This is a genomic window from Aeromonas fluvialis, from assembly GCF_000819885.1.
In the GTDB taxonomy this organism is placed as follows: Bacteria; Pseudomonadota; Gammaproteobacteria; order Enterobacterales; family Aeromonadaceae; genus Aeromonas; species Aeromonas fluvialis.
The window spans coordinates 40,904-54,515 of the sequence record NZ_CDBO01000008.1; the positions used below are offsets into that span (position 1 = coordinate 40,904).

Here is a 13,612-nt window from a genome sequence, read left to right on the forward strand (position 1 = left end):
AAGGGCGCTCCCCAGGGATGGGGCGGGATTCAGTCGTCCTCGTCATCCTTCACTTCGCGGATCTTGTCCTTGTAGTTGGGCAACTGTTTCTCGAGCCGTTTCATGTCTTTGATGGCATTGAGAAACAGCCCGAGCAGGAAGAGCAGTGGCAAGCCGATCAAGAGCCAGAGATTCATGGGATTTTCCTTTGATCAGGAGAGGTGGTGACATAACGGGCCAAAATGTCATCAAGGTTGGCCAGTATGGTCGCCTTGCCTTCAATATCCGCCTGTTGCAGGCAAAGCGCCAGTGCCGCGGGATCGAGCCGCTGCTCGTCGGATTCCGGCGCGAAGCTGATATGCCAGGGCTCGTAGGCGACCCCGCTCCCGGCTCCGACCGGTTTGGCGTAAGGGAGGAAGAAGCCAAAGTCGCTCATATGGTCGTTTAGCCACTCGCCGAGGTCAGCAAACCACCCCCCGGCTTCATACTCCCACGGCTCCAGTGCCAGCCTGGTATCGGCAGGCAGGCAGTCCGGATCATAGATGTCGAGATCGGTTCCCCAGTGATGACGGCTGGTGCCCGGCAGGGCGCTCCAGTGCAGGATAGCGTGCAGCCGATCCACCTCGCTTAGCAGCAGGGCATCGATGGGTTGGCTGTTGGCATCGAGTAGCGGCCGTTCGCCGCGCCACTTGCCATTCCAGATGGCGAGCTGGCGGTCGAAGCTGCGCCAGCTGGAGGCCGCTTGCAAGTTTAACCCCTCATAGGCGGCGGCCACCTGCATGTCGTTGAAGGCCGCTGCGGTGGCGGCGGTCAGACGATGGGGGCCGCGCCCCACCACAATAAGGTGGCTCTCGTCGAGCCCCAGCAGTTGTTCCTGCGTCATGCCAGCAATCTCTCGAGCACCCCTTGATACATGTCAGCCAGCAGATCCAGATCGTCTGCCTTCACGCACTCGTTCACCTTGTGGATGGTGGCGTTGACGGGGCCGAGCTCAATCACCTCGGCCCCGGTGGGGGCGATAAAGCGTCCGTCGGAGGTGCCGCCGGTGGTGAGCAGGGCCGGTCGCTGACCGTTCACCGCCTCGATGGCCGTCACCGCGGCATCGAGCAGCGCACCGGTATCGGTGAGGAACGGTTGGCCGGAGAGGGTCCAGCTCAGCTGATAATCAAGACCGTGTCTATCCAACAGCGCTTCGACCCGCTCGCGGATATCCATGTCGGTCAGCTCGGTGCTGAAGCGGAAGTTGAACTGCACCTGCAGTTCGCCCGGAATGACGTTGGAAGCGCCGGTGCCCGCTGAGATGTTGGCGATCTGGAAGCTGGTGGGGGGGAAGTAGGCGTTGCCCTCATCCCACACGGTAGCGGCGAGCTCCGCCAGCGCCGGCGCGGCCTTGTGAATGGGGTTGTCCGCCAGATGGGGGTAGGCGACGTGACCCTGTACCCCGCGCACCAGCAGATCGCCGGTGATGGAGCCGCGTCGGCCATTTTTCACCACATCCCCCACCACGGCGGTGGAGGAGGGCTCGCCGACGATGCACCAGCGGATCTTCTCGTTACGTGCCTCCAGGGTGTCGATCACCCGGGTAGTGCCATTGATAAAGGGTCCCTCCTCATCGGAGGTGATCAGAAAGGCAATCGACCCTGCGTGATCCGGATACTCGGCCACGAAGCGCTCGACCGCCACCACCATGGAGGCCAGCGAGCCCTTCATGTCGGCCGCGCCGCGCCCGTAGAGCACGCCATCCTTGATGGTCGGCGCGAACGGCGGGGTGTGCCATTTGTCCAGCGGCCCGGCGGGTACCACGTCGGTGTGACCGGCGAAGCAGAAGAGCGGCCCCTCGCTGCCACGGCGGGCCCAGAGGTTGGTGGTGTCCTCAAACACCATGGGCTCGATAACGAACCCGATCCTGGCGAGGCGCTCCGCCATCAGGGTCTGGCACCCTTCATCGAGAGGGGTAACGGAGGGGCGGCGGATCAGATCCTTGGCCAGTGCGATGACATCCGACATCAGTTGTCCTTAATTGTCCTTAACGGGAGAAGAGGGATTGGTAGTGATCAGCCTTGAAACCCAGGGTCAGTTCGCCGTCACGATCGAGCAGCGGGCGCTTGATCATGGCCGGGTGTTCCAGCAGCAGGGCGCGCACCTTGGTGGTATCGAGCCCCTGTTTGGCCTCATCCGGCAGTGCGCGGAAGGTGGTGCCGCGGCTGTTGAGCAGGGCTTCCCAGCCGAGTTGTGCCAGCCAGCGATCCAGGTCGTCCGGATTCAGGCCGTCGGCGCGGTGGTCGTGAAAGCGGTAGTCGATACCGGCCTCATCCAGCCATTTTCGGGCTTTCTTGATGGTGTCGCAGTTCTTGATGCCATAGAGAGTGATGGCCATGGGGAGTCCTTCGCTTGTGGGCGCTGGCCGTGGGCCGCGTCCCGAAAATCCGAATCAACACAGTGCAAGGGCCCGATTCTGGCATTGTGGCGATCGCATGGCAACGCTGATGGTCAGGCTCGCGGGTTTTACCGGGACTGGTCACACCTGAACGGCGTTTTTGAGCTCAAGATCAGAAGCTGTGCGGCGGGCGTGCCCGATGGGGTTGGTTATTGCGGGAGAAAAGCCGCTATTGCAGGAGAAAAAGATAAGGGACAAACGCCAGATAGCCAAAACGCGCCAGCAGGCGCGTTTTGGTCGGCATCATCAAGCACGTGAATCAGTGCAGGGTGCTCCACTCATGGTCAAAGACCCGGGCCCGTTCCCAGGGGGCGTCCGGCAGGCTGGAAGAGAGGCCGGTGTATTTGCCCACGTCGTCCACCACGATGGCGGAGAGGATCGGCAGGTTGTTTTCGGTGCAGTACATACGGATGCGTTGCAGCAGGGTACGCAGTTCATCCTGACACCGCTCCAGCCCGGCCTGTTTGGCCAGTTTGGAGTAACGAATGGTAGTGCGTTCCTTTGCAGACTCGACGAGGATGTCCCAGCAGGTCGAGACACCTGCGGTGGCTTGGCTTGTCATAACTCTCTCCGGCGCGAAATGGTCGCTATATGTCGAAGCGCATCTTCGCCACTTCGGCGCTGTCATATTTTGATCCAGCGCAAAAAAGAGGAGAGTCGCATCACACAATTTCCGGATGCGGGTTAGTAAAGGTTTTTTGGTGGTTTAAATAACCAGTTTTTGTCATTTTATCGATATGTTTATCTGGTTGATTGCAGTGATGTCATATTTATTGATGGGGATCAAAGGCAAATGGTGGTCAGATCACTAGATTTCGTTTTTCGATAAATGTATCAGGAGTGAATATTGGAACTGCTATTCGTCTTGCTCGTACTGGTTGCCGTGGTCTACGGCATCATCAAGGATTACAACCCGCAGGCGGTGCTGGCGCTGGCGGGTATGGCCATTTTTGCGGTGGCCTACTGGCTGGGGCTGCATCCCATTCTCCCCGCAGACAAGAGCACCGGCTTCGCCCTGTTCGACCTGTTTGAAGTGTTCAAGGGGATCTTCTCCTACCGTGCGGCGGGGCTGGGCCTCACCATCATGGCGGTCGCGGGTTTTGCCACCTACATGTCCCATATCGGTGCCTCCCAGGCGCTGGTGCGGGTGGCGGTCAAACCGGTGGCGGGCATCCACTCCAGCTATCTGATGCTCTCCATCTGCTATCTGGTGGCGGTGTTCGTCTCCCTGTTCGTCACCTCCGCCACCGGTCTTGGCCTGCTGTTGATGGTCACCATGTACCCGGTGATGCGCAACCTCGGCATCAGCCCGGCCTCCGCCTGCGGCGTCATCGCCACCTCCCAGGCGTTCGAGATTGGCCCGACCCAGACCAATGCCATCTTCTCTGCCGGTCAATCCGGTATGGACCCGACCAGCTACTTCGTCGACTACCAGATCTGGCTGGTGGCCCCCATGCTGCTGGTGACCATGGTGCTGCACTTCTTCTGGCAGCGTCACTGCGATCGTAAAGATGGCTGGGATCCGGCCTTGCATCGCGGCGAGCACGCCGAGCTGGACGAGAAGGGAACGGACGAGGTCAAGGCGCCGACCTGGTACGGTCTGTTGCCGATCATCCCCTTCGTGCTGATGATGACCTTCTCCAAGCTGCTGGTGAACGACATCAAGATGAGCGTGGAGGTGGCCATGCTGCTGTCGGTGTTCATCGGCATGCTGTGCGAGCTGCTGCGTTCGCGCTCGGTGCGTACCTCCTTCGCCGGCCTGTCGAGCTTCCTCGACGGCATGGGCAAGGTATTCGGCCCTGTGGTCGCGCTGATCGTCTGTGCCGAGCTGTTTGCCGAGTCTCTCAAAGCCATCGGGGCCATCGACACCCTGCTCCATTCGGCCAGCAATGCCGGTATCGGCAGTGGTCTGATGACCCTGGTGATGGTGGCGCTGATCATGGTGGCGGCAGTCATCATGGGCTCCGGCAACGCGGCCTTCCTGAGCTTCTCCACCCTGGCCCCGGCGGTCGCGGCCAAGTTCGGCGTACCGGCGGTGACCATGCTGCTGCCGATGCAGCTGGCTTCGAGCATTGGCCGCACCATCTCTCCCATCGCGGCTGTGCTGATCGCCTGTGCGGGGATCGCCAAGGTGTCGCCCTTTACTGTGGTCAAGCGCACCAGCGTGCCGATGGCCGGGGCACTGGTGACGGCATTGGTGCTCAACTATCTGCTGTTTATGTAGTGCTCTTTGCAAGGCATTGACGAAGCGGGCAGCCTGGCTGTCCGCTCCTTTTATTCTGTTGCTGGCGATGACCCCGGGTGGGACGTTGCATGGAGAAGAGAATGACCTGTCTTAACAATGCGTTTTCCCTCGATAGCTATCTGGCGGATCTGGCCCCGCTGATCAATCTCGATTGTGGCACCCGCACCCCGGCCGGGGTGGCCAGGGTGGCCGATATCATGACCGAGAAATATGAGGCCATCGGCTGGCAGGTGACCCGTCATCAGTTCGCCGCCGAATGTGGTCCCTGTCTCGAGATCACCAATGCGCCGGGTGCCGATCACTACGATGTGATGCTGATCGGTCACATGGATACCGTCTTCCCCGAGGGGACGGCAGCCAAGCGTCCGCTGACAATCGAAGGCAATCAGGCCTTTGGCCCCGGCGTGTCGGACATGAAGAGCGGCCTGCTCTCCACCTGGTATGCCTTGCAAGGGATGGATCCGGCGGTGCTGGCCAAGCTCAAGGTGCTGGTCTGCTGCAACTGTGACGAGGAGGTGGGATCCCCCTGGTCGAAGGAGTGGCTGGTCGAGAAAGCCAGACAGAGCGGCTGCGTGCTGGTGGCCGAGGCGGCGCGTCCGAGCGGCGACCTTATCAGCGCCCGCAAGGGCAATGCCAAGTACCGCATCACCTTCCACGGCAAGGCATCCCACGCGGGTTCGGCCCTGACCGAGGGGGTCTCGGCCATTACCGAGCTGGCTCACTGGGTGCTGGCCATCAACCAGCAGGTCAACATGACCACAGGCACCACCATGAACGTGGGGGTGGTACAGGGCGGCACCGGCGTCAACGTGGTGCCGGACTATGCCGAGGCCATCGTCGACTTGCGCTTCTGGAGCAACGAAGAGGCCGGTGCCGTGCACGACCGGCTCACCTTTATGGCCAACAACCCCTTCCTCACCGGCTGTCGGGTCGAGGTGGATCGCCAGACCTTCAAGCCGGCGATGCGCCCGAGTGGTGATACCGAGGCACTGATGGCGCTGGTGGAAGCGGCCGCTGCGGATGAGGGGATCCCCTTCAACTGGCTGGAGGCCGGTGGTGGTTCGGATGCCAACTTTACCGCAGCGGCCGGGGTGCCGTCCCTCGATGGCTTTGGCCCCATGGGGGGCGGCTTCCACTCCGAGGCCGAGTTTTTGCTGCTCGACAGCATCGAACCGCGCATCCGCCTGTTGCAGCGGGTGCTGGGCAAGCTGGCCAAAGAGTCCTGAGCAAGGGCAATGCAAACGGGAGGCTGATGCCTCCCGTTTTTTATCTCTGCGATCGGCCAAAAGGGCGCGGTCATATCTCCTCTTCGGCCAGATAGGCGAGATTTCCCTCCCGCACCACCAGCCAGTGACCGAGTTGCACGGGGGCGCTGAACCCGGGGCCATCGGTCACCATGGTGTGGAACTCCCCTTGCTCGCCGCAGGCATCGAAGCCCTTGTGCTCGGCCAACTGCTGCAGCTCGGCGATGGTTTCGCCATCGAGCACCCGGCCGACCCAGTCGGGTGTCAGGAAGCGGGTATCGACGCAGGAGAGGTGGGCGACGATGTCGCGCGCCAGCATATCCGCCAGCAAGGCTTGACGAGATTGCTGCCAGAGTGGAGTGTGGACGGCGAGCCCCAATGGGCGGCAGCGCTCGCGGATCCAGTTTGGTGCGCCCCCCACGCTGTCGATATCGCCGGTGACCACCCCGTCGATCGTCCACTCCTGGCGCAGTTGGGCCAGTGCTCTCTCATAGCCCAGGTCGAACGGTGCTTCGATGGTGACCAGCCGGTGGGGCAGCCCAAGGGCCAGCGCCTGTCGCCGTACTTGCGACAGGGGATGAGCGAGAAAGCGGGGGGCGGGCGGCGCAAAGGTGACCAGTGCCACCACCTGATGGCACTGGTCACGGGCATGACAGAGGGCCTGCATGGCATCTTTGCCGCCGCTCCAGAGCAGGATGACGCGAGACATGGGGGAATTCCGGTGGTGAAAGAGGGGCATGCTACCCAGTGGGCGGCCACTTGGCAAAGTACGGCGGGTCACCACATCGCCGAAAAGAGACAGGCCCCCGTGCGGGAGCCTGTCTGGCAGACCGGGCAAGGAGCCCGGATTAGAGCAGGATGCTGGTCAGGAGATAACCCAGGGTACAGGAGGTCACAACCCCGATCAGCCCCGGAATGATGAAGCTGTGGTTGATGATGAACTTGCCGATACGGGTGGTGCCGGAGCGGTCGAAACCGATACAGGCCAGATCGCTCGGGTAGGTCGGCAGCACGAAGTAGCCGTAGCTCGCCGGCAGGAAGGCGATCAGCAGCTTGGGCTCCACACCCAGCGCCAGACCCATGGGGGCGATGGCGGTCAGCGCGGCGGCCTGGCTGTTCACCAGCTTGGAGATGAGGAACAGCACCAGGGCGTAGGTCCAGGGCTGAGCCTGCACCACGTGGGCCAGGGTCTCTTTGAGCAGCGGCATGTGCGCCTGGAAGAAGGTCTCGCTCATCCAGGCCACCCCGAATACGGAGAAGATGGCGACCATGCCTGCCTTGAAGACGGCGCCATTGGCGATCTCGCCCGGCTTGACCTTGCAGCGCATCAGGATGATGGCACCGGCGATCAGCATCATCATCTGGATCACCAGGTTCATGGAGAGCGGGCCAGTTTTGTCCTTGATGGTGAACACCGGACGCAGACCTTCGTTGGCACCGAGCAATACCACGGCAGCGATGGCGGCGAAGAAGATCCAGGTAGACCAGTAGGCCTCTTTCGGGAACTTGGTGTTGAGCAGAGTTTCACCACCACCGTAGATGAAGGCACGCTGCTCTGGGTCTTTGATCTTGGCCTGGAACTCTTCGTCCTTGTCCAGATCCTTGCCGCGACGCAGGCTCCACAGGGCTGCCACGATGACACCGGTCAGGGAGGAGGGGATGGCGATCATCAGGATGTCGAGCAGGCCGTAAGCCTGACCAATACCGTGACCGGCAGCCAGAATGGAGACCATGGAGACCACGGCAACGGAGACCGGGGAGGCGCAGATGGCCATCTGGGAGGCAACGGAGGCAACCGCCATCGGGCGCTCGGGACGGATGTTCTTCTGCAGCGCGATGTCAGAAATGATGGGGAACATGGTGTAGACCACATGGCCGGTACCGCACAGGAAGGTGAGGGTCCAGGTGGTGAGCGGCGCCAGAATGGTGATGTATTGCGGATGACGGCGCAGCAGACGCTCAGCCACCTGCATCATCAGGTTGAGGCCACCAGCCGTCTGCAGGGTGGCGGCGCAGCCGATCACCGCCAGAATGGTCAGCATCACCTGAACTGGCGGTTCGCCCGGCACCAGGCCGAACACGAAGGTCAGCAGGAACAGACCGATACCACTGATAAGACCGAGTCCCATGCCCCCAAAGCGGGTACCCAGCAGCAAGCAGCCGAGTACCACTAAAAATTCCATCAAGATCATTCCATTACCTCGTGTGATTCAACCCATATTGCCGCGGGTTGCCTGACCCATAAATTGTCATTGTCTGTTATTTTTAGCCCAAAAGGGTTAGTCGCTATTCTGCTCCCCTGAAACAGTGAAAAAATTGAGTTACTTCAAGAACTCGATGAAATACCGATTAAACCACTTAAAAACCACGTATTAACAAAATAATGATTGTCATCATCGTGTGGTATCACTCGGGGCTAATGCCTCGGGTTGTCAACCTGACAACTCAAGCCGGTGGCGCGGTGACAGCGGGGTGGCTGAAAAGGGGCGGGATCAGGGGAGAAGAGCGTCAAAAAGCCGGGGTTCAGGTCATCTTTGCCGACAAACGAAGCATTCAGCGGGTTGGCTTGTCTGGTTGAGGGGCTGGCTGCAGATAGCGACGCTGATACTGCTCGCTCAACTGCTTGATATCGAGTCTGGCTAGCGCATTGTTCACTCGCTGCTGCAACTGCTGTTGATCGGGGCGGAACATGATGTGCAGGCTCTTGTACCCGAGGATTTTCGGGTTGAACTGCAACTGTTCGGGGTGGAGCTTGTCATCGTGAAAGGTGAGCCAGTAGAAAACATCCCGGTCGATGACAGCCAGATCGAGCCGGTCGCGCTGCAATTTCCGCAGGTTGAGGTGATCGCCGTCCACGGCAAAGGTGTTGAGGCGCTTGCTTGTCATCAGGGCATCAAATTCGCGGGTATTGATATAATCGGCGACGACCCCAATCCGGTAGGAGGCGAGCTCTTCGAGTCGACGCCAGTGGATAAGGGGGCCGGCTTGCTGCGCCATGCCCAGCACACTACTGCCTATGCTGGTGGAGATATGCCACCGTTTATCCAGATCATTGGCGTAGTATTGGGGAAAGTAGCCGCTGTAGTGCAGGGCGGGATCGGATGCCAGCAACATGGCTCGCTGCCAGGGGTAGAAGTCAAACTCAACCTCCAGCCCTGCTTCGGCAAAGGCGCGCTTGACGATATGACCGGTCAGGCCGCCATCAGGCAGGCTCTGGCTGGTATAGGGGGGCCACTCCAGGGTGGTCAGACGAACGGGTTCGGCCCACAGTTGAACAGGCATGCAGGACAGCAATAGCGAAAGCAGCAGGCGATATCCCATAGGCGACGAGTTCCTTGTGCCGGTTGATCCTGAGTATCACCCATAACGGTGACAATAAAAAAGCCGACCCTGAGGACGGCTTTTGCAATGCAGTGGCAAGATGCCGCTGATCAGAACTCGGCGGTACGCGGAGTACGCGGGAAGGGGATCACGTCGCGGACGTTGCCCATGCCGGTCACGTAGACCACCAGACGCTCGAAGCCCAGACCGAAACCGGAGTGCGGGACTGTGCCGTAGCGGCGCAGATCACGATACCACCAGTAATCCTCCTGCTTCAGCCCCATCTCGGCCAGACGGGCATCCAGCACCTCCAGACGCTCTTCACGCTGGGAACCACCGATGATCTCGCCGATCCCCGGGGCCAGTACGTCCATGGCGGCAACGGTTTTGCCGTCGTCGTTGAGGCGCATGTAGAAGGCCTTGATATCTTTCGGGTAGTTCTTCACCACCACCGGAGATTTGAAGTGCTCCTCGGCCAGATAGCGCTCGTGCTCGGAGGAGAGATCGATACCCCAGGAGACCGGGAACTCGAACTTCTTGCCACAGTTCTGCAGCACTTCAATGGCATCGGTGTAGTCGATCTGGGCGAAGTCGGAGGAGACGAAACGCTCCAGACGGCCGATGGCATCCTTGTCGACGTGCTGGGCGAAGAACTCCAGATCGTCGCGACGCTCGGTCAGTACGGCGTTGAAGACATACTTCAGCATGGCTTCGGCCAGTGCGGCGTTATCTTCCAGATCGTTGAAGGCCACTTCCGGCTCAACCATCCAGAACTCGGCCAGGTGGCGGCTGGTGTTGGAGTTTTCCGCGCGGAAGGTCGGGCCGAAGGTGTAGACCTTGGAGAGGGCGCAGGCATAGGTTTCGGCGTTCAGCTGGCCGGATACGGTCAGGAAAGCCTCTTTGCCGAAGAAATCTTCGTTGTAGTCCACCTTGCCGGCGTCGGTGCGCGGCAGGTTTTCCAGATCCAGGGTGGAGACGCGGAACATCTCGCCGGCACCTTCGGTGTCAGAGGCGGTGATGAGCGGGGTCGCAACCCAGAGGAAACCCTCTTCGTGGAAGAAGCGGTGGATGGCTTGCGCCAGGCAGTGACGAACCCGGGTCACGGCGCCAACGATGTTGGTACGCGGGCGCAGGTGAGCCTGCTCGCGCAGGTACTCGATGCTGTGGCGTTTGGCGGCCATCGGGTAGGTGTCCGGGTCTTCGACCCAGCCGACCACCTTGACGTCAGTGGCCTGCAGTTCGAAGGCTTGGCCGCTACCCTGGGATTCGGCGATGACCCCAGTCACTTCCACGGAGCAAGCTGTGGTCAGACGCTGCACTTCACTCTCGTAATTGGCCAGGGTATTGGGGACGACGGCCTGTACCGGATGGAAACAGGAGCCATCGGATATGGCCAAAAATGAGATCCCCGCCTTGGAATCACGGCGAGTCCGGATCCACCCTTTGACTGTTTGGGTGGTGCCGACCGGATACTTACCGGCCAGCACATCTACTACGGATGCGTGCGTCATCGAAATATTGTCTCCAGCTTGTTCTTGCAGCGCTATTTGCAACACTAGGGAGTCTGGCCCGGGCACAGATGGCCCACCATGGCAGACTAAGCCGTCAATCTTACCCGTGCGGGTTTGATAAACAAGCAAAAATGTCGGACTCTGGTGGGGTTTTCGGCATGGTTCACTCAACAAGAGTGTCACGGGCGCAGGAGCGGTGGGTGAAAGATCGGCGGCATGGGCCAGATTGGCTGACACGGGTGTTACAGGGGCTGGTGATGCTCTGCTGGGGCGGCTTTATCGTGCTGCTCTCCCTTTACCACCATGCCCGCCCCGAAATTGCCTACGGTTTTCTGGTCTATGGCGGGATCGAGGTGCGCGATTATTGGGATCCCGCCTTTACCACCTGGCTAGTCTACGGGCTCTGGAGCTGCTGCGCCCTGACGCTGGCGGTGTTGCTGCTGGAGCGCAAGCGCAGCCGCCGTCAGGATGACGCCCGGCACGTCAATCTGGCGATCCTGCTGCTGATCCTGATTGCCTGCCTGCTGTTCTATTACACCGGTTAGCCGGTGCTGGGCGGGGGAGCTCGCTATTCGCCGGGGCGAGATCCCGGCTTACAGCCAGATGATCGCTTGCCGAGCTGGCGCTCCACACTGTCGAGCATCTGGTTGTAGGCTACGGCCACCCGGCCAATCTCGTCGCCATCATCCCCTTCCAGCCGGTGGCCGAAGTCGTGCAAGTCGGTGGCCTCTTCCATGGAGCGGGTCAGCTGATTGAGGGGGCGCACGATCCAGGTGCGGATAACCCAGAGGGTCAGCAGCAGGCCCATCCCGAAGATGCCGGTGAGGATCAGTGCCGAGGTGAGAATATTCTGCTCGACCCGGGTAAACAGCGAATCGAGGGAGTAGTCAAAGCGCACCGCACCGAGCACGGTATTCTCCGGCACCAGATGGCAGCTGGTGCAGTCGGTGCCGCGAAAATCCTTCTTGGCCAGCAGTGGTCGGGTGACGATCAGACGGCTGTGCATGTCGTCGTGTACGACTTCCAGGCTCCCTTTGCCCGCCAGAGCCAGCTTATCAAACTCATCCTTTACCTGTTCTGTCTCTCGTCCCGGCCCGTACTGTTTGCTCACTGCGTCGCCACGGATGATGCGGGCATCCTCCACATGGGCGTGGTCGAGAAACTTGCCGCGCAGGGTATCACGGGCCTCCATCTTGCCGGTCAGCATCAGCAGGTTTAGGCCGTCGAAGTAGGCTTCGGTCTGCTCGCGGCTCTGCTCCTTGATGAGGGTCAGGATGAGATCGCGCTCGCGTACCGCTTGATAGGCGGCGGAGAAGACCAGGACCATGGAGAAGATGAAGAGCAGGAAGAAGTTGATTTTGGCAGCAATGGAGAGGCGCATGAGCAATCTTTCTTGATGGTAAAACCGCAGCAGTTTACCCCTCTTGGGGCCTCAGGTCTGGTGTTTTGCTCACATTACGGCAAGTGAAACCGTACTGAAGTGGATAAAGTTGCCCTCTTTATATATCAAATTCAGGTAGCCAAACGGGCGGCAGCGATGGCCGCCCGCTGTTTGCATTAAAACTCGCCTTCGGTGATGGCCTGACTGATGGCGCCGGTCAATATCCGCAGCTCTTCCGGGGTGATGACGAAGGGGGGCATCAGGTAGACCAGCTTGCCAAAGGGGCGGATCCAGGCGCCCAGCTCGACAAATTTGCGCTGGATGCGCGCCACATCCACCCGCTCTCTCATCTCCACCACCCCGATGGCGCCGAGCACCCGCACATCCGCGACCGCCGGGTGGAGGGTCAGCGCTACCAGCTCGGTACGCAACTGATGCTCGATGGCGCGCACCCGCTCTTGCCACGGTGAGGCCAGCAGCAACTCGATGGAGGCGTTGGCCACCGCGCAGGCGAGCGGGTTGCCCATAAAGGTGGGGCCGTGCATAAAAACGCCCGCCTTGCCGTCACAGATGGTACGGGCGACATGTTCGGTGGTCAGGGTCGCCGAGAGGGTGAGATAGCCGCCGGTGAGTGCCTTGCCCAGACACAGGATGTCGGGGCTGATCCCCGCCCAGTCGCAGGCAAACAGCTGGCCGGTGCGGCCAAAGCCGGTGGCGATCTCGTCGGCAATCAGCAGCACGCCGAACTCGTCGCACAGGGCGCGTACCCACTGCAGGTAGCGGGGGTGATAGAAGCGCATGCCGCCAGCGCCTTGCACTATGGGTTCGAGCACGATGGCGGCGATCTCTTCGTGATGATCGGCCACCAGCGTTGCCAGCTCCACCACGCACTGCTCGTCCCACTCGGCGTGGAAGCGGCAGCTGGGGGCCGGGGCGAAGTAGTGCTCTGGCAGGAATCCCTGGTAGAGCTCATGCATGCCGCCATCGGGATCGCAGACGCTCATGGCGCCAAAGGTGTCGCCGTGATAGCCGCTGCGCAGGGCGACAAATTTGGCTCTGGGCGTCCCCTTAGCGTGCCAGTACTGCTGGGCCATCTTGAGCGCCACTTCCACTGCCACCGAGCCGGAATCGGCCAGAAATACCCGATCCAGCCCCGTCGGGGTGATCTCCACCAGCTTGCGACAGAGCTCGACCGCCGGAGCGTGGGTGAGGCCGCCAAACATCACGTGGGACATCTTGCCGAGCTGGGCGGTGGCGGCGGCGTCCAGTTCCGGCACCTGATAGCCGTGCACGCAAGCCCACCAGGAGCTCATGCCATCCACCAGTTTTCGGCCATCGCTGAGGGCAATGGTCACCCCTTTGGCGCTGGCCACGTCATAGCAGGGCAGGGGGTGAGTGAGGGAGGTATAGGGGTGCCAGATGTGGTGTAGGTCGAATTCTTGATTGGTCATTTGTTATTCTGTTGTCAATTGGTTTGATCTGGTGGGTGTTGAC

At 60.7% G+C, this 13,612-nt stretch carries 14 protein-coding genes; 3 read left to right on the forward strand and 11 right to left on the reverse strand.

What is annotated here, in order from left to right; all coding sequences use genetic code 11:
• Positions 1–29 precede the first annotated feature (29 nt).
• The 5 genes from BN1125_RS18800 to BN1125_RS01250 all read right to left on the reverse strand — a co-directional run bounded on the left by BN1125_RS18800 (position 30) and on the right by BN1125_RS01250 (position 2,978).
• A complete protein-coding gene (locus BN1125_RS18800; RefSeq protein ID WP_156993008.1) occupies positions 30–176 on the reverse strand; it encodes a hypothetical protein in 147 nt (48 codons plus the stop codon).
• Positions 173–862: a M15 family metallopeptidase gene (locus tag BN1125_RS01235; RefSeq protein WP_042010071.1), complete on the reverse strand. Its 690-nt coding sequence runs from the start codon at positions 860–862 to the stop codon at positions 173–175. The genes BN1125_RS18800 and BN1125_RS01235 overlap by 4 nt, the downstream gene beginning before the upstream one ends.
• Positions 859–1,986, reverse strand: coding sequence for a succinyl-diaminopimelate desuccinylase (dapE, locus tag BN1125_RS01240; protein WP_042010072.1), 1,128 nt, complete (start codon positions 1,984–1,986; stop codon positions 859–861). The genes BN1125_RS01235 and dapE overlap by 4 nt, the downstream gene beginning before the upstream one ends.
• A 19-nt stretch (positions 1,987–2,005) precedes the next feature.
• Entirely contained in the window at positions 2,006–2,356 is a 351-nt protein-coding gene (locus tag BN1125_RS01245; RefSeq protein ID WP_042010074.1) for an ArsC family reductase, read from the reverse strand.
• 319 nt (positions 2,357–2,675) lie between these two features.
• On the reverse strand, positions 2,676–2,978 hold the full coding sequence (locus BN1125_RS01250) for a hypothetical protein (RefSeq protein ID WP_042010076.1): 303 nt from the start codon (positions 2,976–2,978) through the stop codon (positions 2,676–2,678).
• A gap of 285 nt (positions 2,979–3,263) precedes the next feature.
• On the opposite strand from BN1125_RS01250, the gene dcuC reads away from it, so the two are divergent.
• Together dcuC and BN1125_RS01260 are read left to right on the forward strand one after the other, a co-directional pair.
• Positions 3,264–4,640 carry a C4-dicarboxylate transporter DcuC gene (dcuC, locus tag BN1125_RS01255; RefSeq protein WP_042010077.1) on the forward strand — a complete coding sequence of 459 codons (1,377 nt, stop codon included), beginning with the start codon at positions 3,264–3,266 and terminating at the stop codon, positions 4,638–4,640.
• 101 nt (positions 4,641–4,741) lie between these two features.
• Complete coding sequence (locus BN1125_RS01260) at positions 4,742–5,887, forward strand: M20 family metallopeptidase (protein WP_042010078.1); 1,146 nt, start codon at positions 4,742–4,744, stop codon at positions 5,885–5,887.
• Between the two features lie 70 nt (positions 5,888–5,957).
• On the opposite strand, the gene BN1125_RS01265 is transcribed toward BN1125_RS01260, so the two are convergent.
• The 4 genes from BN1125_RS01265 to asnS all read right to left on the reverse strand — a co-directional run bounded on the left by BN1125_RS01265 (position 5,958) and on the right by asnS (position 10,737).
• Complete coding sequence (locus tag BN1125_RS01265) at positions 5,958–6,614, reverse strand: Dph6-related ATP pyrophosphatase (protein ID WP_042010079.1); 657 nt, start codon at positions 6,612–6,614, stop codon at positions 5,958–5,960.
• Positions 6,615–6,753: 139 nt separating this feature from the next.
• Positions 6,754–8,097 (reverse strand): anaerobic C4-dicarboxylate transporter, encoded by a 1,344-nt coding sequence (locus BN1125_RS01270; RefSeq protein ID WP_042010081.1) that lies wholly within the window; start codon positions 8,095–8,097, stop codon positions 6,754–6,756.
• Positions 8,098–8,458: 361 nt separating this feature from the next.
• Positions 8,459–9,226, reverse strand: a complete 768-nt coding sequence (locus tag BN1125_RS01275) for a substrate-binding periplasmic protein (RefSeq protein ID WP_042010083.1) — start codon at positions 9,224–9,226, stop codon at positions 8,459–8,461.
• A gap of 110 nt (positions 9,227–9,336) precedes the next feature.
• Entirely contained in the window at positions 9,337–10,737 is a 1,401-nt protein-coding gene (asnS, locus tag BN1125_RS01280) for an asparagine--tRNA ligase (RefSeq protein WP_042010084.1), read from the reverse strand.
• Positions 10,738–10,937: 200 nt separating this feature from the next.
• Between asnS and BN1125_RS01285 the strand changes: the two genes are divergently transcribed.
• Positions 10,938–11,282, forward strand: a complete 345-nt coding sequence (locus BN1125_RS01285) for a hypothetical protein (RefSeq protein WP_084202220.1) — start codon at positions 10,938–10,940, stop codon at positions 11,280–11,282.
• 23 nt (positions 11,283–11,305) lie between these two features.
• On the opposite strand, the gene BN1125_RS01290 is transcribed toward BN1125_RS01285, so the two are convergent.
• Together BN1125_RS01290 and bioA are read right to left on the reverse strand one after the other, a co-directional pair.
• Positions 11,306–12,118 carry a HAMP domain-containing protein gene (locus tag BN1125_RS01290; RefSeq protein WP_042010086.1) on the reverse strand — a complete coding sequence of 271 codons (813 nt, stop codon included), beginning with the start codon at positions 12,116–12,118 and terminating at the stop codon, positions 11,306–11,308.
• A 176-nt stretch (positions 12,119–12,294) separates the two neighbouring features.
• Positions 12,295–13,569 carry an adenosylmethionine--8-amino-7-oxononanoate transaminase gene (gene bioA / locus BN1125_RS01295; RefSeq protein ID WP_042010089.1) on the reverse strand — a complete coding sequence of 425 codons (1,275 nt, stop codon included), beginning with the start codon at positions 13,567–13,569 and terminating at the stop codon, positions 12,295–12,297.
• Between the last annotated feature and the right edge of the window lie 43 nt (positions 13,570–13,612).